Source organism: Peribacillus sp. NPDC097198 (genome assembly GCF_044762055.1).
Classification (GTDB): domain Bacteria; phylum Bacillota; class Bacilli; order Bacillales; family DSM-1321; genus Peribacillus.
Map to the genome: position 1 here is coordinate 44,586 of NZ_JBIWDO010000008.1, position 21,401 is coordinate 65,986.

General features: G+C 45.0%; 20 protein-coding genes. 6 read left to right on the forward strand and 14 right to left on the reverse strand.

Annotated features, from left to right (window positions below; genetic code table 11):
- Nucleotides 1-56: 56 nt before the first annotated feature.
- Together ACIQXQ_RS15080 and ACIQXQ_RS15085 are read right to left on the reverse strand one after the other, a co-directional pair.
- Nucleotides 57-260, reverse strand: a complete 204-nt coding sequence (locus ACIQXQ_RS15080) for a YbdD/YjiX family protein (protein WP_402871969.1) — start codon at nt 258-260, stop codon at nt 57-59.
- A 19-nt stretch (nt 261-279) separates the two neighbouring features.
- Complete coding sequence (locus ACIQXQ_RS15085) at nt 280-2,328, reverse strand: carbon starvation CstA family protein (protein ID WP_402871971.1); 2,049 nt, start codon at nt 2,326-2,328, stop codon at nt 280-282.
- A gap of 342 nt (nt 2,329-2,670) precedes the next feature.
- On the opposite strand from ACIQXQ_RS15085, the gene ACIQXQ_RS15090 reads away from it, so the two are divergent.
- Entirely contained in the window at nt 2,671-3,399 is a 729-nt protein-coding gene (locus ACIQXQ_RS15090) for a MerR family transcriptional regulator (RefSeq protein WP_402958488.1), read from the forward strand.
- A 57-nt stretch (nt 3,400-3,456) separates the two neighbouring features.
- On the opposite strand, the gene ACIQXQ_RS15095 is transcribed toward ACIQXQ_RS15090, so the two are convergent.
- Nucleotides 3,457-5,238, reverse strand: coding sequence for an ABC transporter ATP-binding protein (locus ACIQXQ_RS15095; RefSeq protein ID WP_402958490.1), 1,782 nt, complete (start codon nt 5,236-5,238; stop codon nt 3,457-3,459).
- Nucleotides 5,213-6,961 (reverse strand): ABC transporter ATP-binding protein, encoded by a 1,749-nt coding sequence (locus ACIQXQ_RS15100; RefSeq protein ID WP_402958492.1) that lies wholly within the window; start codon nt 6,959-6,961, stop codon nt 5,213-5,215. Before ACIQXQ_RS15100 ends, ACIQXQ_RS15095 begins: the two co-directional genes overlap by 26 nt.
- 456 nt (nt 6,962-7,417) lie before the next feature.
- On the opposite strand from ACIQXQ_RS15100, the gene ACIQXQ_RS15105 reads away from it, so the two are divergent.
- Nucleotides 7,418-7,978: a nitroreductase family protein gene (locus tag ACIQXQ_RS15105; RefSeq protein ID WP_402958494.1), complete on the forward strand. Its 561-nt coding sequence runs from the start codon at nt 7,418-7,420 to the stop codon at nt 7,976-7,978.
- A gap of 148 nt (nt 7,979-8,126) precedes the next feature.
- Here ACIQXQ_RS15105 and fosB read toward each other — a convergent pair whose 3' ends face one another.
- Genes fosB through ACIQXQ_RS15120 form a run of 3 tightly spaced genes read right to left on the reverse strand, consistent with a single transcriptional unit; the run spans nt 8,127 to nt 10,266 of the window.
- The gene (fosB, locus tag ACIQXQ_RS15110) at nt 8,127-8,555 is read right to left on the reverse strand and encodes a metallothiol transferase FosB (protein WP_402958644.1); all 429 of its coding nucleotides are present in this window, start codon (nt 8,553-8,555) and stop codon (nt 8,127-8,129) included.
- A 28-nt stretch (nt 8,556-8,583) separates the two neighbouring features.
- The gene (locus ACIQXQ_RS15115) at nt 8,584-9,555 is read right to left on the reverse strand and encodes a sensor histidine kinase (protein ID WP_402958496.1); all 972 of its coding nucleotides are present in this window, start codon (nt 9,553-9,555) and stop codon (nt 8,584-8,586) included.
- Nucleotides 9,556-9,567: 12 nt separating this feature from the next.
- A complete protein-coding gene (locus tag ACIQXQ_RS15120) occupies nt 9,568-10,266 on the reverse strand; it encodes a LytR/AlgR family response regulator transcription factor (protein WP_402871991.1) in 699 nt (232 codons plus the stop codon).
- 162 nt (nt 10,267-10,428) lie between these two features.
- Here ACIQXQ_RS15120 and ACIQXQ_RS15125 point away from each other — a divergent pair, with 162 nt between their 5' ends.
- Together ACIQXQ_RS15125 and ACIQXQ_RS15130 are read left to right on the forward strand one after the other, a co-directional pair.
- Entirely contained in the window at nt 10,429-11,181 is a 753-nt protein-coding gene (locus ACIQXQ_RS15125) for an ATP-binding cassette domain-containing protein (protein ID WP_402958498.1), read from the forward strand.
- Nucleotides 11,171-12,337: an ABC transporter permease gene (locus ACIQXQ_RS15130; protein WP_402958501.1), complete on the forward strand. Its 1,167-nt coding sequence runs from the start codon at nt 11,171-11,173 to the stop codon at nt 12,335-12,337. The genes ACIQXQ_RS15125 and ACIQXQ_RS15130 overlap by 11 nt, the downstream gene beginning before the upstream one ends.
- 35 nt (nt 12,338-12,372) lie before the next feature.
- On the opposite strand, the gene ACIQXQ_RS15135 is transcribed toward ACIQXQ_RS15130, so the two are convergent.
- From ACIQXQ_RS15135 to queF, 7 genes are all read right to left on the reverse strand, one after another.
- Nucleotides 12,373-13,521, reverse strand: coding sequence for an ABC transporter permease (locus ACIQXQ_RS15135; protein ID WP_402958503.1), 1,149 nt, complete (start codon nt 13,519-13,521; stop codon nt 12,373-12,375).
- Nucleotides 13,518-14,711, reverse strand: coding sequence for an ABC transporter permease (locus ACIQXQ_RS15140; RefSeq protein WP_402872003.1), 1,194 nt, complete (start codon nt 14,709-14,711; stop codon nt 13,518-13,520). The genes ACIQXQ_RS15135 and ACIQXQ_RS15140 overlap by 4 nt, the downstream gene beginning before the upstream one ends.
- Before the next feature lie 12 nt (nt 14,712-14,723).
- On the reverse strand, nt 14,724-15,659 hold the full coding sequence (locus ACIQXQ_RS15145) for an ABC transporter ATP-binding protein (protein ID WP_402958505.1): 936 nt from the start codon (nt 15,657-15,659) through the stop codon (nt 14,724-14,726).
- 141 nt (nt 15,660-15,800) lie between these two features.
- Nucleotides 15,801-16,460 (reverse strand): response regulator, encoded by a 660-nt coding sequence (locus ACIQXQ_RS15150; protein ID WP_402872008.1) that lies wholly within the window; start codon nt 16,458-16,460, stop codon nt 15,801-15,803.
- Complete coding sequence (locus tag ACIQXQ_RS15155; RefSeq protein WP_402872011.1) at nt 16,460-17,647, reverse strand: histidine kinase; 1,188 nt, start codon at nt 17,645-17,647, stop codon at nt 16,460-16,462. The genes ACIQXQ_RS15150 and ACIQXQ_RS15155 overlap by 1 nt, the downstream gene beginning before the upstream one ends.
- 123 nt (nt 17,648-17,770) lie before the next feature.
- Entirely contained in the window at nt 17,771-19,117 is a 1,347-nt protein-coding gene (locus ACIQXQ_RS15160; protein WP_402958507.1) for an aspartate kinase, read from the reverse strand.
- 244 nt (nt 19,118-19,361) lie between these two features.
- Complete coding sequence (gene queF / locus ACIQXQ_RS15165; RefSeq protein ID WP_402872017.1) at nt 19,362-19,859, reverse strand: preQ(1) synthase; 498 nt, start codon at nt 19,857-19,859, stop codon at nt 19,362-19,364.
- A 267-nt stretch (nt 19,860-20,126) separates the two neighbouring features.
- On the opposite strand from queF, the gene ACIQXQ_RS15170 reads away from it, so the two are divergent.
- Complete coding sequence (locus ACIQXQ_RS15170; protein WP_402872020.1) at nt 20,127-20,984, forward strand: EamA family transporter; 858 nt, start codon at nt 20,127-20,129, stop codon at nt 20,982-20,984.
- 278 nt (nt 20,985-21,262) lie between these two features.
- Nucleotides 21,263-21,397: a BA3454 family stress response protein gene (locus ACIQXQ_RS15175; protein ID WP_402958509.1), complete on the forward strand. Its 135-nt coding sequence runs from the start codon at nt 21,263-21,265 to the stop codon at nt 21,395-21,397.
- Nucleotides 21,398-21,401: the final 4 nt, after the last annotated feature.

Here is a 21,401-nt window from a genome sequence, read left to right on the forward strand (position 1 = left end):
ATAAAAATCCGCGCAAAAAAGGGCCCTAATAATAAGGGCCCCTCCTAACTATATGACTAGCAACAGCGTGATACCTTCCCATCCTTAGCGTTATACCTTTCGTCCTGCGCTTCGCAGAAGAACTCTTTCCTTGTCTTAATCGTTTTATCAGGATGTTCCAGCTTCATATGGGCTACATACGTTTCATAACTAGGAACTCCGACAAGTAGACTAATGAATTGCTTTCGGTAGCTAAGAATCCGGGTAATTTTTTTTAACATGGTTTCCTTCCCTCCATTATCACCTTGATATATAAGGAGATTCATGCATGTCAATTTTTTCATTTTTGATGATTTTGATCCATAATCGTACCGCGGAAATCAAGACAGTGATGACCACGATCATAAAGAAGGCACAAAGGGCTGCATCTAAATAATCATTGAAGATGACTCGTTTCATTTCCGCTAAATTCGCCGCCGGAGCAAGGACCTCTCCTGCATCATAGGCAGCCTTGAATTTGTCCTTATGCGCCAAAAAGCCAATTGCAGGGTTTTCGTGGAATAGCTTTTGCCAACCCGCTGTCATCGTCGCAATTAATATAAAGGTCGTCGGTAAAAGTGTGACCCATGTGTACGCTTTCTTGCCCATCTTGAACAAGACGGTCGTACCAAGCAGTAACGCAATCGCGGATAGCATTTGATTCGCAATCCCGAACAATGGCCATAGTGTATTGATTCCTCCAAGCGGATCAATGACCCCCTGGTACAGGAAGTATCCCCACCCTAGAACACAAATGGCTGTCGCGATGATGTTCGGCACCCATTTATTCGTTTGCGCAAATGGTTTATAAAAAGTACCGATAATATCTTGAATCATGAAACGGCCCACCCGGGTACCGGCATCAATCGTCGTCAAGATGAACAATGCCTCGAATAGTATCGCGAAATGATACCAAAACGCCATCAAGGAAGCACCCCCGACTACTTGTGAGAAAATATGCGCCATCCCAATCGCAAACGTGGGAGCTCCTCCAGTACGGGATAATATCGTTTCCTCCCCGACATCATCGGCAAGGTCCGTAATCATATCAGGCGTCAAGACAAATCCCCAATCAGATATCGTCGTCGCAACCTGAGCCGGCTCCGTCCCAATGACAGCACCCGGACTATTAATGGCAAAGTAAATACCCGGTGTTAATACGCAGGCCGCTACCATCGCCATGATGGCCACGAATGACTCAGTCAGCATGGCTCCATATCCGATTGGGCGTGCATGGGATTCACGTTCGATCATCTTAGGCGTCGTACCCGATGAAACGAGCGCATGGAATCCAGACACCGCCCCACATGCAATCGTGATGAATAAAAATGGGAATAGGTTACCCGAGAAAACCGGCCCCGTTCCATCAATGAACTGCGTGACCGCAGGCATTTCAAGATTAGGCATGACGATGAAGATGCCTAGTGCAAGAGCGATGATCGTACCGATTTTCAAGAAGGTACTTAGATAATCCCGCGGAGCCAAAAGCATCCAAACCGGTAGCACAGAAGCAACAAAACCATACACAATCAAGAGGATGGCAATCGTTTCACCTGAGTATGTAAACATGGGAGCCAATGTTGCACTTTCCGCTACAAAACGTCCGAAGTACAAAGCAAGCATCAACAGGATAATCCCGATGATGGATCCTTCCCCGACTCGTCCAGGCCTGATATACCGCATGTAAACACCCATAAGGACCGCAATAGGTATGGTCGAAGCAATCGTGAACATCCCCCAAGGGCTTCCTACCAAGGCCTTCACGACTACTAGCGCAAGCACGGCCAATAAAATGACCATGATGCCAAAAATCCCTAGCATGGCAATGAAACCTGTGACGGGACCGATTTCTTCTTTTATCATTTCACCAAGCGATTTACCATTTCGGCGCATCGATCCGAAGAGAATGACGAAATCCTGTACCGCACCGGCCAAAACGACACCCACCACGAGCCATAGTGTACCCGGCAGATACCCCATCTGTGCCGCTAAGATAGGCCCTACAAGTGGCCCTGCCCCAGCAATCGCGGCAAAATGATGACCAAACAGTACCCATTTATTCGTCGGTACATAGTCTTTACCATCATTATTCAATTCAGCTGGAGTCTTACGTTTATCATCAAGCTCGAATACTTTCTGTGCGATAAATTTACTATAAAAGCGATAAGCAATCGAATAGACACAGAGAGCAGCCGTAACAATCCACATAGCATTAATGCTTTCCCCGCGATTTAAGGCGACAACACCGAAGCTCACAGCTCCCAACGCAGAGATGATTCCCCAAAGAACAACTGATTTAAGCGCTTTCATTTTTTCATCTCCTACCCCATTGTATTTACCAATTCATTGTGCCTGAACGTTTTCCACAGCCTCCTTAAAACGACTAAACAACGTTAATTTTGTATATATTCTGAATTATATGTCATTTTATGGTTAATAAGCAATAGGTTTTCTTCACTAGCCGAAATTAATAGCACGGCATGTACCGTTACGATTTTTTCAGACTACCCAGACTTCCTCCCCCTACGTCCAGACTCCGTTTTTAACGTTTATTTCCATACTACCTATTTAATTCCTATCGCCTATTCCGCTATAATAAAAAGGAAAGTTTAGCCATCACCTGAGCTAGATGAACGAATGGGAGGTATGACAATGGAATTTTTGACCGTTGGACAATTGTCTAAGCGAGCGAATGTGACGATAAGAACCATCCGTTACTATGACCAGATTCAATTATTAACGCCTGAATACAGGCACGCCAATGGCCGCAGATATTACTCGGCCAATGACCTGAAGCGACTTGAGAAAATCTGCCTGCTTAAAGCCCTTTCTTTTTCATTGGACGATATCAAAACCGTATTGAATAAAGAATCCTTCAAAGAATTACTTCTCCAGCACCAACAACAAATACAAGCCGATATAAAAGAAGAGGAAAATACATTAAAGAACATCCAGACTTTATTAAACAGTATCGAAATCGAAGGGGAATTCAATTGGGAGTTACTGCTTCCATTATTCAAAAGAAAAGAGCATAATCGAGGGTCACACTTCAACGAGGAAGAACAGAAAACCATCAATAAACTACCCAAAATGGAACAAAATGATATCAGCACGAGGCAATGGATCAATCTCATGAAGAGAATCGAATGGTCCCTTGAAAAAGGCGTTTCCCCCTTATCGGAAGAAGGACGGCTCATTGCCGAAGATTCCCTCCTGCTGTCCGAGTTGGTATTTCAGGGAAACAAAGAGCTTGAGGAGAAATTCTGGGAAATTCGAAAGTCCAAGGAAGGATCCGCTTCCGCAGGTTTGTATCCGATAAACGAAGATGTGCTGACCTTCTTGGATGAGGCAATTGCCTCGGTAACGGAATGTACCCGATAGGTTCCAGTTTTTTGGACCAACTAAAAAAAATGTGCGCCAAGAGGCACACATTTTTTTTCATCCCGTATGATTTCCATTTAAGGAACCGCGATGAAGTTCAGCATAGAAACCTTTTTGCTTCAATAACTCCGAATGGGACCCTTTTTCGATGATTCTCCCCTCATCCAATACCAGTATTTGATCGCTTTGCTGAATCGTATTCAGTCGATGCGCAATGACGAAACTTGTTCGCCCCTTCATCAATCGATGTAACGCCTCCTGTATTTTGATTTCGGTGATCGTATCAATACTGCTTGTCGCCTCATCCAAAATCAAAAGAATCGGATCGGCTAAAATCGCCCTCGCAATTGAAAGGAGCTGTCGTTGCCCCTGGCTGATTCCACTGCCATCTTGGGTCAAAACCGTATCATATTGATTGGGCAGTTTCATGATAAAGGTATGTGCATTGGCAAGTTTGGCCGCTTCCACTACCTCCATATCCATGGCTTCCAAACGGCCATAACGGATATTTTCACGAATTGTTCCTTGAAATAGAAAGGAATCCTGTAAAACGAATCCCATATGTTTACGGAGGCTCGCCCTCGTTACCTGTTGGATATCTTGTCCATCGACCAGGATCCTGCCACTGTTCGGTTCATAAAACCGGGCGAGCAGATTAATAATCGTCGTTTTACCCGCACCGGTCGGACCGACTAATGCAATGGTCTCTCCTTTTTCAGCATGGAAACTAATATCGGTGATTGTTTGATCGTCATCATCATAGGAAAAGGACACCCCTTCGAAATCAACTTCTCCACGGATGTCCCGTAGTTCACCCGCATCTTTCTCATCCATGCCCTCTTCCTCTTCATCCAGGATCGAGAATACCCGCTCAGCACCAGCGACAGCCGAAAGCAGGGTATTGAACTGGTTAGCCAAGTCATTGAGCGGACGCGTGAATTGCCTGGAATACTCGGTGAAGATGACAATCACGCCAATGGTGACCCCACCCATTCCTTCCAAGGCCAAATAGCCACCGACGGCAGCAATCACGATGAAGCTTAAGTTATTCAATAAATTCATCAGCTTCGGTATCAATCCCGAATAGGATTGAGACCAATAACCGGCTTTTTTCAAGTTCTCACTGCGAGTGATAAAATCACGAATCACTTTTTCTTCCTGTGAAAAGGCCTTCACGATGCGCTGTCCGGAAATTGTTTCTTCAATGAATCCATTCAATTCACCCAGGTTTTTCTGCTGTTCCTTGAAAAGCCTGCCTGTCCGGTTCGTAATCCATTTCAACCCAAAGAACATAAGCGGGACAATGAAAAGGGTTAGAATCGTCAGTAATGGACTCAAATACAGCATGACAGCCAGTGTCCCGACAAGAGTCAGGACGCTTGAAAAGATTTGAATGACCGAACTGTTCAATGTAGAGCTGACATTTTCAATATCATTCGTGACCCGGCTCATCAGTTCCCCATGCTGGCGACGGTCAAAAAAGGGAATCGGCAGCTGCTGGAGCTTCTTGAACAGCTGGTTGCGCATCAGATAAACCGTATCCTGGGCAATCCCGATCATCCAATAGTTTTGTAGCCACATGGACAGTGAATAAAACACATAAACCGCAAAGAGCCCAAACAGCAGATTGATCAAACCATCGCTGTCCTTCGTGACGATATAATCGTCGATGGCCATTCCGACAAGAAATGGACCAAGCAGTCCTAACACTGAACTGACCAGGACCATGAACAGGACCATGACGAGCATACTTCTATTCGTCGTTAAATAAGGGAGGATCCGTTTGACCGTGCCTGCAGAATTGGACGGCTTTTTAGCGGGAGACGTTTTTCGTTTCATAGGAAATCTCCTCCTCCCCATATTGTGATGCAACGATTTTCCGATAAAGGGCATTCGTTTTACTCAACTCATCATGCTTGCCTTCCGCGAGTACCTCGCCATCTTCAAGCAATAAGATTTTATCGGCTTTCATCGCTGTACTTATTTTTTGCGTAATGATGAGCGTCGTGCACGTATAGGATTCCAATGCCGTAAGCAGCCTACTTTCCGTATTTAGATCCAAGGCGCTTGTGCTGTCATCCAAAAGGAGGATCTTCGGCCTGCGGACCAATGCCCTCGCAACCGATAGCCGTTGCTTTTGCCCGCCTGAGAGATTCACTCCTTTTTGTCCTAACCGCGTTTCATATTGCTTTGGCAGTCTCATTACCGTTTCATGGATTTGGGCATGTTGGGCAGCTATCATGATTTCCTCCAGTGACGCGTCTTCTTTCCCCCAGGCGATATTGGTCTGGATGGACCCGGAAAATAGCATCGCTTCCTGCGGCACGTAGCCAATCCTTTTTCGGAGTGAGTCCAGAGGAATGTCCCTCACATCCTGCCCATCTATCGTGATCGTTCCACTCTCCGCTTCGAATAAACGTGGAATGAGCTGAAATAGGGAGGTTTTCCCCGACCCAGTCGCACCGATAATCGCGAGAGTTTGTCCCGCTTCGACGGTGAAATCCAAGTGTTTCAATACCTGTTCATCGCCGCCAGGATAGCGGAATGACACATCCTCGAACTCGATATGCCCCTCTTTGATAAGGTCCCCCCTGCTTTCCACCCTACCTTCATCGAGATCAATGGGCGTCTCGAAAATTTCGGTCACGCGGTCAGCTGACGCTTTTGCTCGGGACAAGACCATGATCAACCAAGAAAAGACCGATAAGGAGCCTGCGATTCTTGTGGCATAATTGACAATCGCCACGACTTCCCCGACCTGGATATCTCCCGTCGAGATAAAGCCGCTACCGAACCATAGGACTACAAGGATTGCCACGTTCATGACTAGCATCAGCACGGGCATCGTCGTTTCAATCAAGCGAAGCGATTGGACGGTCTTCATTTTCAATTCATCGTTTGCCCCGTCAAAACGGCCGATTTCATGATCCTTACGAAGAAATGCTTTGATCAACCTCATCCCAATCAAATTTTCCCGCATGACACTATTGACGTTATCCAGCCTTTTTTGGACAAGTCGAAACAGCTTTGCCGCACGTTTCATGACCCATCCCAGGAACAGCACGAGAACGGGAATCGAAATGATCAATACAAGGGATAACTTCAGATTGACCGTTATCGCCATGATTGTGCCCCCAAGGACAATCAGCGGTGCCCTTGCCATGATACGCAATCCCATAAATACCGTATTCTGAAGCTGCGTCACATCATTCGTCATCCGGGTGATCAAGGAAGAGGTCGGGATGTTGTTTAAATTGGCAAAAGAAAAGGCCTGGATTTTGCCGAAGAGATTTTTCCTTACTTCATGTCCAAAACTTTGGCTCACATGAGAAGCTGTAAAGGAATTGACGATTCCGCCAAGGAACGAAAATATCGATAGGCCGACCATGATCGCTCCCCACTTTATCACGACGGAAAGGTCTTTTTGTAAAATGCCATCATCAATGATCTTTGCAATGAAGAGTGGCTGTAAAAGTTCAACACCGAGCTCGACTAACATTAAAAATAAAGCAAGAGCGATGAAGAGACGATATGGTTTAAGGAACGAAAACAGTTTTTTCATCTACGACACCCTTCAATCTTCATATGTAGGTAACATTTTTATCTTTTCATTATACATTTTTATACAGATTTAATAAAAGAATTAGCAAGCTTGGTTAGCATTGGAAAAAGTTTTTTAATTTTTTCCGAGATCCTCTTGACAAAAAACAGGAAATAAGAGAAAATTCTAATTGATAATGATTTTCAATTTCATTATCGATCTCTGAAATTTGTTAAGTACTACGATAATTTCTTATCGTACCCATTTGATATTGTACATAGATACAATGTCGCCCCGGTCTCTCTGTGCCTAGTAAAAATTATATGCTTAGTTGCGAATGCAAGTCACTAGAATATTGCCCCCTCTTTATTCAAGTCAGTTTATTCAATTTAAAGCATATTAGGCATCCGGGGTCCTTTTTTTTTCAAAAAAACAATTCCTATACATAGATCATTAAGAATAAGGAGAAATACAAATATGAAACTAGAACAAATCATAAAAGAACGGCGGAGCATCAAACGATTCAAGGACCAACCCGTTCCCCTCGAAACCATTCAATCACTTTTGGAAACTTCCACGTGGGCACCCAATCATAAAATGACCCAACCGTGGCGATTCGTCGTTGTTCACGGCGACAGCCGCGTGAAGCTAGCAGAAGCGACACGGGCCTTTATGGCAGGTAAAGAAAAGGATCCGTCAAAGAAGAAAGAAGCCGGTCAGCGTGGGTACAATAAACTGAACGGCGTTCCGATGTTCGTTGCGGTCATCATGGAGGAAAATCCGAATCTCATGACCCGCGAAGAGGATTATGCAGCCACGAGCGCCTTGATCCAGAATTTCAGTTTACTTGCCTGGGAACAAGGAATCGGCATGATTTGGGAAACGTACGGCATGATTCACAGCCAAGAATTCCGCGAAGCTTTAGGCGTAAAACCCGGGGAGAAGATCGTCGGAAGCCTGCACGTCGGATACCCGGACATGATTCCTACGCCCCGTCCGCGTACACCAATAGATGAACTGCTCACCATAATGGATTGAATCGGGAGGAGCCTCCAAGCTTATTGGAGGCTCCTTTTTCAACCCGTTTTTGTCTTTTATCGGTCAAATTAAGTCCTTTATCGGTCAAACTGGACTTTTTATCAGTCAAGTCGTCCCATTTATCGGTCAATCCCTGCATTATATCAATCTATTGGAAAAACCTCATATGCGGCTTTTCCTGTTTATAATAATCTAGTCTTTCCTCTAGCGTTCCCGTATGGAATTCGAACTTATGGCCATCCAAGTCAGTAAAATAGATGGATTTATTATCACGCTTATTTCTCTTTCTGCCGTTAAGAATATTCACCTGTAAACGCTCAAGCCGGTCCTGGATGCCATCAAAATCCTTTTCGGTAATGGAAAATGCGACATGCGTATACGATTCTTTTATTTCATTTCTCGGAATATCCTTTTCCAGATTGAGAGCCAGCCATATCCCATTCAGGTCGAAGTATGCCGTTTGGTTCCCTCTCACTAACAATTTCGCCCCAAAAACGGCCTGATAGAATTCAATGGACTTCTCTAAATCCGAAACGGAAAATAATAAGTGATTCAATCCTTGAATATGGATGACCATCCTCCTCCCTTTTCGCACAAATAACCTCTTACACGATGGCCGGGACCTTGATTTTCAATATGAATTCCTCGTTCTTATACGTAAAGTCCAAATGGCCTTGATGTTTCCTTACGATATCGGAGATGATTTTCGTTCCCATTCCTTCGTGTTCACCATCCTTCGTCGTTTGTCCGTATTTCTCAAACATCGTATCCAAGATGGAGGGAGGAATCGCCAGGCAATGATTGGTGCAAGTCAGAATATAGACCCCACTCCGTTTGTAAAACTGAAGCGTGACTTGAGCACTGCCCCCTTTTTCTTCCTGCCATCCTTTTGCCGCTTCCACCGCATTGGCAAGCACGTTCCCAATCAGGGCGACAAGGTCCTGATCATAAAAAGGGAGGGACGAGAGCGGCACATCGAAGTGATAGGTCATCTGGATCCGTTCTTCCTTGGCCTTGCGGAACATTTGATGCAGGATCCCGGCGACGACCCCCTTTTCTCCTTTAATGGAAAGATTCGTTTCTTCAAAGCCATCCACCAACTCATTCATATATTCTTTCGCGGCAGCCATCTCGTCCTGCTCCATCATAAACTGCAACGCTGATACATGTTTCAGGAAATCATGGCGCTGACTGCGGACCACCCGGAACGTTTCATTGACCTGCAGTCGCTCCTTTTCCATTCCTTTTTGCTCTCTTTCTAGACGATCCCCCATTCCAGACATATGGAGGCGGACCGTTTCGATTCCTATAAAAGTCGCAGCTAATCCTAAGTACGAAAGGGAGGGTGGCATGGAAAAATAGAGAAGAATGACGATAAGCTGCATGCCCCATAGAGTTCCTTCCATATAGATTCCTAGGGAAGCTTTTTTATATAAGGGGCGGAACTTGAGGTAAAGTCCCATGCCAATCAGACAAATCAGAAGGATGACTAGCGAAGGAGAGATCTGCCAAGGTGATAGTCTAATTATTTCGTAGAGATGCCATACCCCCAATATGGCTATAATGAATGCATACATAGTTTTCACACCTTAAAAGTATTGGACTTGCAGGAAGTCCACCCTTTCCTTCGTGATCATCGCCTGTTCCTGGATCCCGTCAAAGCTGACGACATACGAGTTTTTGGCGTACAGTGAAAAGTTCTTCACAAAATGAATATTAATGATGAAAGAACGGTGTGAACGGATAAAGTCCCTTTCCCGCAGTTCTCCCTCCAATTCATTCAATGTTTGATAGGTTTTGATAGGACCGTTTTTAGTATGTATGGTCGTTGAACGCCCTGAACGTTCAATGAAAATAATGTCCTTCTTCTGCAAAATATGAATATCATTTTTCTGTTTTATAAACAGCCTTCCCGCCACTTCAGCTGTTCTTGACTTTTCCCGGAACCGTTCGATTGATTTGATGAGCCTGTCTCTCGAATAGGGCTTCATAATATAGTCATGCACATTGAGCTCAAAGGCATGGACGGCGTACCCGCTCGTACCTGTCACGAAAATGACCGCTATGTTCAATGCATGGGAATGGATGATGTCGGCCATTTCATATCCGGACAAGTTAGGCATTTCGATATCCGCAATCAGCAAATCTATCGTTTCCTGTTTGATCTGCTCATACGCATATTCAGCGGAATCCGTAGAAAAAACCAATTCGATGCCAGGCATTTGGGCCACGATCCCATTCAACTTATCCAAATCAATCTTCCGGTCATCCACAAGGCCTACCTTCATCTACAACTCTCCTTCTCTGAAATTACCTTTATTTTACCATCAAAATATGGAAAATCGATACTTTCGCGACATAAAACGGCACTTTCGCGACATAACTACAGATTCCCCTCTCCTTTATTTGTATGATTGAGTTAACCAAAAGAGATGTAGGAGGTTAGAAAAATGATTGAAATACATGAAGTCACAAAAACATTCCAAGATAAAAAAACATTCATCACCGCCCTTAAACACGTTTCCCTTACCATCGGAAAAGGCCAGATTGTCGGATTACTAGGGGAAAATGGTGCCGGAAAGACCACGCTGTTACGTTCGATTGCCACACTCCTGACACCGACAGAAGGGTCTATCAAAGTGGCCGGATTCGATACATTGGATCATCCTAACGAGATCAAGAAAAAGATTGGTGTCCTGTTCGGAGGGGAAACCGGCCTGTACGACCGCTTAACCACACGTGAAAATCTCGCCTATTTCGCCACTCTGTACGGTTTGAGCAAGCACGAAACTAAGGTGAGGATAGAAGAACTGGCCGTCATGTTCGGGATGAAGGATTATCTCGATCGTAAAGTCGGCGGATTCTCGAAAGGCATGCGCCAAAAAGTGGCCATATCGCGGACGCTCATCCATGACCCAGAAATCATCCTGTTTGACGAGCCGACGACAGGACTCGATATCACTTCATCGAATGTATTCCGCCAGCTTGTTCTTCAGCTAAAGAATCAAGGCAAAACCATCATATTCTCAAGCCATATCATGGAGGAAGTCACCCTGCTATGCGACTCTGTGGCCATGATGCACAAAGGGGAAATGGTGTATAAAGGCCAGTTGGAATCTCTATATAAAGAAGAGAACAGTCGTGATTTGAATTATATATTCATGTCCAAACTTGTAAGGGGGAATCAGTCTCATGTTTCTTAATATGTATATAAAAGAATTGAAGGAAGCTTTACGGGACCGCCGGACGCTATTATTAAGTGTATTTCTTCCCATCCTTTTGTTGACGGGACTGACGTTATTTTATGAGAGTATGATGGCAACGGATGAGGAGGAGACCCATACCCTTGCTGTAGATCCATCATTCACGACGGACGCCAAATCACTTTTGAAGGACTTCCCCCAAATTGATGTCCAATCGTTTCAGAACCCGACAGATGCTGTACAAGACGGAAAAGCCGCTGCCGCCCTACAAGTTAGTGACAAGTTCATGGAGCAAATCAAACAGGGGGAACAAGTCACATTCAGCCTTTCAGGTGACTCCTATAGCCAAGATAGCTCCTTCGTCCTTTCCCAGGTCGAGTCAGCCTTAACTCTCTTTGAAAAACAAATCATCCAGGAGCGCTTGCAATCGATCAATGTGGATACTAACATGATCAGCCCGCTAAAGGTCGACTTCAAAGAGGCCGGGATAGATAGCGATAATGGTGCCTCCTTGAGCATACTTTCACTCTTTCTGCCCATGATCATCACGATGGCGATCAGTACAGGCGCCTATCCGCTTGCCTCTGACTTATTTGCCGGGGAAAAAGACCGGAAAACGATGGAAGCTTTACTTATGACACCAGTTAGCCGTGGAAAGATTCTGCTAGCCAAATGGCTGACGATTTCCTCCATCGGGGCCCTGGCGGGAATCGTCTCGATCCTTGTCGTCACCTTGGAACTCATGTTTTTAACGGAAGAATTGAAAAAGGGCTTTCATTTCGGTAGTGACCTATGGTTGATTCTTCCGACCGCCCTATTGATCACCATTTTATTTTCTCTATTCATTGGCGCCCTGCAAATGTCAGCCAGCATCATATCCAAAACCGTGAAAGAGTCGCAGAACTACCTATCGCCGATTACGATGCTCGGTGTCCTGCCTGTCCTATTCCTAGGAGGCACTGGCCTGCACGAATTGACGACCAAGCATTTCTTGATTCCATTCTTCAATATATTCGCCCTTTTTAAGGAACTGCTTTACGGCGTTATCGACTACCAGAATATCGTACTGACAGCAGGTAGCCTTATCGTCTCCATCGCCATCTTTTTCACTGTATCAAGACTATTATTCTTGAAAGATAAATGGGTATTGAATTAAGCAAAAGACGCGCTGAACTCACCAGCGCGTCTTTCTTATTCAAATCGGATCCTCCTTATGCCCAGTAATAAAAACACGAGTCCGAATAACAGTAAGATAGCGATTGATTCAATAGGGAAGGACCCATTTCCCGCAATATCCGTCAGCCCCTTCATGGCCCACCTCTGAGGCAGGAACTCCGCCATCTTCTGCATAAAGGCAGGCTCGATTTCCAGTGGCCAATACACACCGGCAATCATGCAGGTGGAAATGACGACGAGGTTTCCGATTGCAGACTGTTGCTCGACCGTTTTTACAAAGCCCGAAATCATCAGGCCCAGGCCTACAATCGCGAACAACATGGCAGAAACGAGAAGCACCAAATAGATGGGATTTCCCCAGCTAACATCAAAAAAGATAGAAGTCGCCAGCATCAAGATTCCAAATTGAATCCAGCCAATCATGAAGAAGGAAAGTAGGTAACCGAAAGCTATTTCAAAACGTGATGCCGGGGTGGACAGTAAACGGTACCATACGCCGTTACTTCTCGCCTCTAAAATCGTACCCGTGACACTCATCATCGTAATCATCAAAAACATGATGGAAAACCCGGAAGCGCTGCTCGAAAAACCTCCCTGCTCATTAACCTGGCCTCCACCGAGGGTAACCTGTTTCAGACCTGATTCTTCCGTAGCCGATTCCTTTCTCAGCTTTCCATATAGCTTTTTCCAGTCTTCGCCGCTCTGTTCACTCCAAACGAGGGAACCGGCCATTTCGATATTCAGTTTCGAAAGCTTATTTGAAAGATACCCGGTGATCGTTTGGGGCGTGGTGAACTCGGGAATATGTTCAAACCGGACATTGGGAAGGTCCTCCTCCAACATTTTGGCTTCGAATCCCTTACCGACATGAATGACTCCGACAATCTTTTTATTATCAAGATCCGTGAGCGCATCCTGGTTAGAACCCTTTTCCAAGGTGAACAGGGCATTCTTCTCATGCAATTCTTCAAATAGCGATTTCGATAACAAGGACTTATCTTCATCCACGAATGTAACCGCTAGCGGATCTCGATCATCCGATCCCATTAAGGTACCGAATAAAAGTGTAAAAATAAGAGGCATAGCAAACATGATAAGATAGCTCTGCCGTTCCTTAAAGACCCGCTGGATTTCAAAGCGGCAGATGTTCCAGATTCTTCTCAAGCATATCTCCCCCTTAAGCGCCAAGCACCAATCAGCATGGATACAAGCCCTATTAGCCCCAAAACCGAAAACGGCAACAACAGTCCACTCCAGCCCACGCCGGACATGATGTCCAAGAAACCGGTCAGTGCCCAATTATTCGGCGTTAGTGCTGCAATTGTTTTAAGCCGCTCAGGAAACGCATAGATTGGCAGCATCGAACCCCCGACGATTGCAAACAGTTGGATGCCGATCCCGCTGATCAAGTCGGCTGTCTTCTCTTTCCTGATGAAGGCGGCCAACAACATGGACAGACCCGCGACGGCGACGGAATACATGAAACCGAACGCCACCACCTGCCCTCGACTTTCTCCCCAATTGACATTGAAGAAGAGAGAAGTGGCTACGTAAAAGAGCAATAATTGAATGAATGCGAAATAGAGGGTGCCCAAGAACTTCCCGATAAGGATTGAATATTGATTCATCGGGGCACTGTTCAATCTTGCCAGCGTGTCTGTATGACGTTCCTGGATCATGGATTTGGCTCCCAGAGTCACATTAAAAAGCAAAAACATGACCAGCATCGCGGCCGCATAATACTGCATCGACGAAATGGATGTTTCGCCGACCGATTGATTCCCGACTTCCATGTCCACCTTTCCACTTTCCGTCAACTCCATGGATACTCGCTCTGCAGTTTCCTTGCCAGCGCCTTCGCCCGTAGCGACTGCTTGTGTCTGCGTCGCATTTTTCATGACAGCCTCAGATGTCTTTGAAATCGTCTGTACCCGCTCGGTAAAAGAAGAGATGATCGACTCGACGACCGTCGCTTTTAGTTGAGTATCTTGATTCGAGTAAAGAACGGCCTCATCAAGGTTTGCACCCCATTCAGCCGGGATAAGGATTCCAACTTCAACTTCCTCCTTTTTCACCATTTCTTTAAGCTTCTCTTCACTGTCTACCGTTTTAAGTGTAAGGAACTCCGTCTTTTCTAAGACATCTTGCTTCAATGCATCGGCCATCGGATCTTTTTTATCCACGTACAGCCCGACCGATGTTTCCTGAAACCCTTCATCTCCACCAAAGATATCCTTCAAAGCCATTCCTAAAATCAACGTCAAGATTAAGGGCATAATCAGCATGGTCATGAAACCTCGCCTGTCCATGGCCCGTATCTTAAAATCCTTCCATGCAATCAGAAAGCTCTTCATTCTCCACCCCTCCTAATCCCGTAGCGATTTCCCCGTCAATTGTAGGAAAAGACTCTCTAAATTCGGTTCCTTCCTTTCAAAGGACAGCACTTTAACAGTGGACTTCACAGCAGAAGCTATAATATCAGAGACGATATTCGGGTGATTGGTCACCATGACTTCTAGTGTGTGTGTTTCTTCATTAATCACGACTCTATCCACATTCTCCAACCCTTCCAATTCCTTAAGCCACATACCATTGAGGGAATCGACCTGTAGTTTGATGAATATTCCCTCCGCCAACGTGTCACATAAGGCTTCTTTCTTGCCGAGCGCAATGATTTTCCCTTCATCGACGATGGCGATCCGGTCGCAAAGGTGCTCGACTTCCTCCATATAGTGACTGGTATAAATCACCGTCATCCCTTCCCTATTCAACCGCTTCACCGTTTCTAGAATATGGTTGCGCGATTGCGGATCGATTCCGACCGTTGGCTCATCCATGATCAGTAGCTCAGGCTCATGCATTAAAGCGGCTCCGATATTCAGCCTCCTTTTCATCCCGCCCGAGAAGGTTTCGACTTTATCTTTGGCCCTATCCAACAACCCGATGATTTCAAGCACAACCCCTGCCCTTTGTTTCCCTTGTGCCCTCGTCAGTCCCTGCATCCTTCCCCAGAACAGTAAATTATCCTGTGCGCTCATCGTCGGGTACAGGGCAATTTCCTGTGGAACGATTCCAATTTTCTTTTTAACGTCCCTTGGCTGTTTTTTCACCGAAAGACCATCGATAAGGATGTCTCCCGAGTCATAAGGCAACAACCCGCAAATCATGGCAATCGTCGTTGACTTACCTGCTCCATTTGGTCCCAACAAACCGAAGGATTCCCCTTTATCCACCGAAAAGGAAACATCCTGTACGGCCACATGCTTCCCGTATGATTTCCTGACCTCTTTCACCTTTAACACGATACATTCCCCCTCGTATGACGCTTCCCCCTAATTCTATGACCAAAGTAAAAAAAAACCATCTGCCTCAAGGAAGAATTCCACAAAAAAAATGACCTTCGTCTATGCCGAAAGTCATCTATCTTGGATGATATGGAAGTTTCACTCTGTAAACGTAGTGACCCCATATCGTACGGCAAAAACGGCAGCCTGGGTGCGGTCACGTAATTCAAGTTTGGAAATGATATTGGAAACATGGTTTTTCACGGTGCCCTCCGTGATGCACAAAGTGGCTGCGATTTCCTTGTTACTTTTTCCATGGCCAAGATCCCGAAGGACATCATATTCCCTGTTTGTTAAATCACCAAGGACAGCAGGCGATTCACTCGCTTTCCTTTCTTTTTCGCTCCTTAACTCTCGAAGCATGTGTATGGTGATTTCCGGGGGCAGCACCACCCCACCTGATTGAACGGTCCTGATGGCATTTGCAATCATGTCCGCTGACATGTCCTTCAGCAAATACCCGCTCGCCCCTTCCTCCAATGCTGAGAAAATGAGGGCACTATCTTGAAACGTTGTAAGCATCAGCACCTTTGTATGGGGAAGTTTTGATGTAATCAACTTTGTCCCTGCCACACCATTCGTCTGTGGCATCCGGATATCCATCAACACAATATCCGGTTTCATTTCCACTGACCGTTCATAAGCCTCCATGCCGTTACTTGCCACGCCAACCACTTCCAGTTCTGGACGCAAATTCAACAAAGCCGCCAAACCGTCACGGATGAGCGGCTGATCATCAACCACCATTACCCTTATCATCACGTTCCTCCTATCGCCCATTTTTTCTCGTTTAACGGGAACTCTGCGGTCATATGGAACCCTTGGGCTTCCTTGCTTCCATATGACAACACCCCACCCATTTCATTAATCCGGTCTTGCATCGTCTTCAACCCGAACCCTGGAATGATAAGGCTTGCACCCTTGCCGTTATCCTGGATCTCAACCCTCACCATTTCCGGAATGCAGACCAGCCTGATTGAACTAACCGTTGCATTTCCATGACGTTTTGCATTGGTTAGACTCTCCTGAATCACACGGATGAGTGTTGGCTGAAGGGTATGGGGAATATGGCTGGAATCCCCCGAAAGTTCTACAGTCGATTTCAGGCCTGTCGATTGGTGAAATTCATTCAGCAACCTATTCACACTTGTCAGGAAAGCCGTCTCGTCTTCATTCAATGCCTGAACGGAATAGCGAACCTCCTCCAAGGCACCCTGGGCCAAATCCTTGCAAATATTCATTGTACCCTTCGCCTTTTCCAAGTCATGGTCGATCAGTTCATAAGCTAGCTCCATCTGCACGAATAAGGCCGTCATCTTATGTCCCACCGTATCATGTATCTCCCTTGCAATCCGGTTTCTCTCTCTGATTTTTGCCGTTTCCTCTGCCTGAAGGGAATATTCCTGCAACCGTTTATGGGCCACAGACAGCTCTTCATGCGCCTCATTCAATTGTAAGTATTGCTCATTCACCACATCACTGGCCTCAGTGAGTTTCCGGATCAAATTGCCGACTACAGACGTAAAGGCGACAAATGAGAAACTCATGAGGTTATCCATGATATCCAGCGTACCTGTTTGTAAATAGGCCGAAACCATAACCAACCCCCATAGGAATACAAAAAACAAGCCAAATATTCTATGTTTCTTAGACTCCGAGACGAGGATAAACACAGTAATCGCAACGACACCGACTAGAATCATATAAAGGGTAGTCTGGGGGAACAAAAATCCATATACAAAACTGAGGATGCCATCGAAATAGACGATTCGGAGATCATGTTGAATTGAATCCTTATAAAAAAGCAAATAATGATTCAGGATAAAACCAATAGCGATCAAGATGAGCAGGCCTTTTACATATGGATTGGAATCCGGAATCCTCCAGTAATACATAAAACTGATCATCAAGAACATGACAATCCGTAGATTGACTAACCACCCCATACCGTCCGCCCTCTTTCCTTCTCTCTTCTACCATCATGCCTAAATTATGGTAGAAAATAAAGAGCTTATTTTTCCGCAAACGAAAAACCCCCCTGTTTTGGAGGGTCTCATATTCTCTTATTCTTAAAAAAACTCATGATATAGCGCCTGGATGGCCGTCTCTTCGCTATGACCCTTCACACCGAACATCATGCTCACTTCGGAAGAACCTTGGTTAATCATTTCAATGTTGACCTTAGCATCGGCCAACGCTTTCGATGCCCTTGCCGTTGTTCCCACATTATGACGCATGCCTTCACCGACGACCATGATCAAGGCCAGATTATGTTCAACAATGACTTGATCGGCATGAAGCTCCTGCTTAATGCGCGAAACAATTTTCGCCTCGGCCTCTTCACTCATTTGATCTTGACGGAGGATGATCGTGACATCATCAATGCCAGATGGGGCATGTTCATAAGATACACCGTAATCTTCAAGAATATGAAGCAATTTACGACCGAATCCAACTTCACGGTTCATCAAGTATTTATTAATGTAAATACTGCAAAACCCTTTGTCACTCGCAATCCCTATGACGGGCCCATTCATATTATCACGGGTACTCACAATCCTTGTCCCCTGTGCACTCGGATTGTTCGTGTTCTGTATATGTACTGGAATACCAGCACGGAATGCAGGGATTAACGCTTCATCGTGAAAGACCGAAAAACCGGCATAAGACAGTTCTCGCATTTCCCGATACGTCAATTCACGTATTCCCTTCGGATTGGACACCACATGTGGATTCACTGCGTACACGGCATCCACGTCCGTAAAGTTCTCATATAAGTCTGCCTTGACGCCATTTGCAAGAATCGAACCCGTAATATCCGATCCGCTCCTTGAAAAAGTTAAAACATCCCCATCCATTGTATATCCGAAGAATCCGGGGAATACCACGATACCCGGCTCCTCACGAAGTGCGTATAAACGCTCATATGATTCAGGAAGCACCTGTGTATATCCGCCCTCATCCGTCACAATCAAGCCGGCTTTCATCGGGTCCATATACTGAGCCTCTACCCCACGACTCCGAAAATAGGCTGAAACCAGCTTCGCATTATTATCTTCTCCGCTCGCCTTCAAGGCATCCAAATAACGCTTCGGTTTACTCTGGTCTGCATGCAGCAGGCTATATAAATTGTCACGTATCTCCGCAATGACCTCTCCTGAAATGTCTAACTCCTCAGCAATACTCGCATATCGAGAAACGACATCTTCTATTAAAAGCCCACCATCATCCCCATGCAACTGGCGTTCCGCAGCGGCAATCAGTAAATCCGTCACCTTTATATCATCAGAATTGCGTTTCCCTGGTGCTGAAACAACGATGACTTTCCTCTCTGGATCTGAAACCACAATTTCGAATACCTTCTTCAATTGTTCTCCCGACGCGAGTGAGCTCCCGCCAAACTTTGCTACTTTCATCCCGACAACCCCTATTTTTAGAAATATTCTGTCAAAATCAACTCTCCCTATTATTACGCTTTTTTACGAAACAATCAAGGATTAATTCCATTATATGAGGACATATGTATTTTTGATAAAGACAATTCGAATGAAATTTTCATGATGGTTAAATTGCCTTATCCTATCCGCCCAATTTAAGTTCTACACATAAAAAAGCTTCCCGAAAAATCGAGAAGCTAAATCATTAAAGCCCACATTTCACTTACCGATTATCCACAGTTTCTGGATACAAGTCATGGTTCATCAACCGGTAACTCGCCATTTCTTCAAACTTCGTCCCTGGTTTTCCATAGTTCGTATAAGGATCAATGGAAATGCCACCCCGTGGAGTGAACTTGCCCCAGACCTCAATATACTTCGGATCCATCAATTCGATTAAATCATTCATGATGATATTCATGCAGTCTTCGTGAAAATCTCCATGATTGCGGAAAGAGAACAAATACAATTTCAACGACTTGCTTTCGACCATTTTCACACTCGGAATGTAGCTGATATAGATGGTCGCAAAATCAGGCTGCCCCGTAATCGGACATAAACTCGTAAACTCCGGGCAATTGAACTTGACGAAGTAATCCCTGTTCGGATGCTTATTATCAAAGGACTCCAAAATCTCCGGTGCATAATCAAAGGAATATTGTGTACCCTGGTTTCCTAGTAGGGTGATATCCTTTAATTCTTCTTCTTTTCTTCCAGACATATAAACGTCCTCCTCTTCCACGTATCCAGGGAGGTTCATAATGGGGCCTCTACACAAATAAAAACCATATCTCCTTAAAGATATGGTTGATTCGCAAAATATCAAGCCATAGTTTTTTTAAGAGGGTGATGCTATGAACCTCTCCCGTTTATCGGGAATTCATTTGATTTTATCATGTGTAAATATAGTAGATAAACTCAATTCTGTCAATATCAAACTTTGAAACTTTCTTATCTTAAGCTAGAATATATAAAGAGTTTATCCTAAATGAAGGAAGAGATTACAGCCATGTGGATTTTTGCAGCCCTCATCACCAGTTTTTGTTTCGGCATCAATAACAGCATTTTCAAATGGAGTGGAACAAAAGGCCATTCCAAAATACATATCCAGTTCTTCTTTTATTTTGTTGCTTTCATTCTATCCATTATGTATGGTGTGCTCGTCGATGGACTGAACCTGAATTGGGTCTCCATCCTGCTAGGTGCGGCAATAGGGGTCCTCAATGCTAATGGGAATATCCAAATGGCAAGTGCCTTTGAAAAAGGCCCGGCAAGCCTGACTTCCCCTTTAATCGCGGCGAATACCATTTTCCCGATTCTCTGTGCAGCGCTCATTTTTCATGAGCACATTTCTCAGTTGCAATGGAGCGGCGTCATCTGTATGTTGCTCGCCACCTTGATCATCCAGTACACGCCAAATGCCAAAGGGAATCACCAGTATGTCCCTTGGATGATGCATACCTTATTTGCCATCTTCTCCTTTGGCGTACTCGGCATCCTGATGACGACAACGACACGCCTTCACCTGAGCTCCCTTGATATTCTGGTATCCATGTACGGAGGAGGAACGGTTTACCTCATGGTCGCGATGGGCATTAAACATGAGAAAATTAAATCTAAAGAAATCAAGATTGGTTCCTGTGTAGGCCTCTTGAGCGTGATCGGATACGGCTGCTATTTCTTCGCCCTGAATACCGGCATAGCAAGCATCATCTTTCCAGTCGTCAGCCTCAACTGCCTGATCGTCGTATTCGCTGGTTGCTACCTATTCAAAGAAAAACTAAAAACCTACCAAATCGCCGGCGTCTTCGCAGCCCTGATTGGAATCATCCTAACCAAAATCTAAAATCAAACCCCATTCCCGAACTGCCTTGGGAAATGGGGTCTGACCCCTTAACCAACAGCCATGACCCCTGTCGTACTAAGCTTATTTCACTTGAATGAATTCTGGGAAATAGGGTCTGACCCCAAAAAGTGTTGACATCTCGTTTGATTTATCAGATAATTATGAATATTAAATATTTTAGAGAGCAGCATAGGCTAAATGTTTGATTGCCCGGTAAGAATGGGTATATAGTAAGTGTGTACTTCGAAGGTACCATGATAAAGAAAGGAAGATGGAAAATGGTCAAAGTTACTGTGAAAGTGGATTACAATGGAAAGTCCTATCAAACGAATGTTCTTGCAAAACCAGGTGCCAATGAGCAAGAAATTTTTCAAACGGCGCTTCATCAAGTCGAGAAACAGTGGAAGGAATAAAAAA

Bases quoted from the DNA above. Each gene is read 5' to 3' on its own strand.
- ACIQXQ_RS15080 (WP_402871969.1), bottom strand. From the start codon at position 260: ATGTTAAAAAAAATTACCCGGATTCTTAGCTACCGAAAGCAATTCATT.
- ACIQXQ_RS15085 (WP_402871971.1), bottom strand. From the start codon at position 2,328: ATGAAAGCGCTTAAATCAGTTGTTCTTTGGGGAATCATCTCTGCGTTG.
- ACIQXQ_RS15090 (WP_402958488.1), top strand. From the start codon at position 2,671: ATGGAATTTTTGACCGTTGGACAATTGTCTAAGCGAGCGAATGTGACG.
- ACIQXQ_RS15095 (WP_402958490.1), bottom strand. From the start codon at position 5,238: ATGAAACGAAAAACGTCTCCCGCTAAAAAGCCGTCCAATTCTGCAGGC.
- ACIQXQ_RS15100 (WP_402958492.1), bottom strand. From the start codon at position 6,961: ATGAAAAAACTGTTTTCGTTCCTTAAACCATATCGTCTCTTCATCGCT.
- ACIQXQ_RS15105 (WP_402958494.1), top strand. From the start codon at position 7,418: ATGAAACTAGAACAAATCATAAAAGAACGGCGGAGCATCAAACGATTC.
- fosB (WP_402958644.1), bottom strand. From the start codon at position 8,555: ATGGTCATCCATATTCAAGGATTGAATCACTTATTATTTTCCGTTTCG.
- ACIQXQ_RS15115 (WP_402958496.1), bottom strand. From the start codon at position 9,555: ATGTATGCATTCATTATAGCCATATTGGGGGTATGGCATCTCTACGAA.
- ACIQXQ_RS15120 (WP_402871991.1), bottom strand. From the start codon at position 10,266: ATGAAGGTAGGCCTTGTGGATGACCGGAAGATTGATTTGGATAAGTTG.
- ACIQXQ_RS15125 (WP_402958498.1), top strand. From the start codon at position 10,429: ATGATTGAAATACATGAAGTCACAAAAACATTCCAAGATAAAAAAACA.
- ACIQXQ_RS15130 (WP_402958501.1), top strand. From the start codon at position 11,171: ATGTTTCTTAATATGTATATAAAAGAATTGAAGGAAGCTTTACGGGAC.
- ACIQXQ_RS15140 (WP_402872003.1), bottom strand. From the start codon at position 14,711: ATGAAGAGCTTTCTGATTGCATGGAAGGATTTTAAGATACGGGCCATG.
- ACIQXQ_RS15150 (WP_402872008.1), bottom strand. From the start codon at position 16,460: ATGATAAGGGTAATGGTGGTTGATGATCAGCCGCTCATCCGTGACGGT.
- ACIQXQ_RS15155 (WP_402872011.1), bottom strand. From the start codon at position 17,647: ATGGGGTGGTTAGTCAATCTACGGATTGTCATGTTCTTGATGATCAGT.
- ACIQXQ_RS15160 (WP_402958507.1), bottom strand. From the start codon at position 19,117: ATGAAAGTAGCAAAGTTTGGCGGGAGCTCACTCGCGTCGGGAGAACAA.
- queF (WP_402872017.1), bottom strand. From the start codon at position 19,859: ATGTCTGGAAGAAAAGAAGAAGAATTAAAGGATATCACCCTACTAGGA.
- ACIQXQ_RS15170 (WP_402872020.1), top strand. From the start codon at position 20,127: ATGAAGGAAGAGATTACAGCCATGTGGATTTTTGCAGCCCTCATCACC.
- ACIQXQ_RS15175 (WP_402958509.1), top strand. From the start codon at position 21,263: ATGGTCAAAGTTACTGTGAAAGTGGATTACAATGGAAAGTCCTATCAA.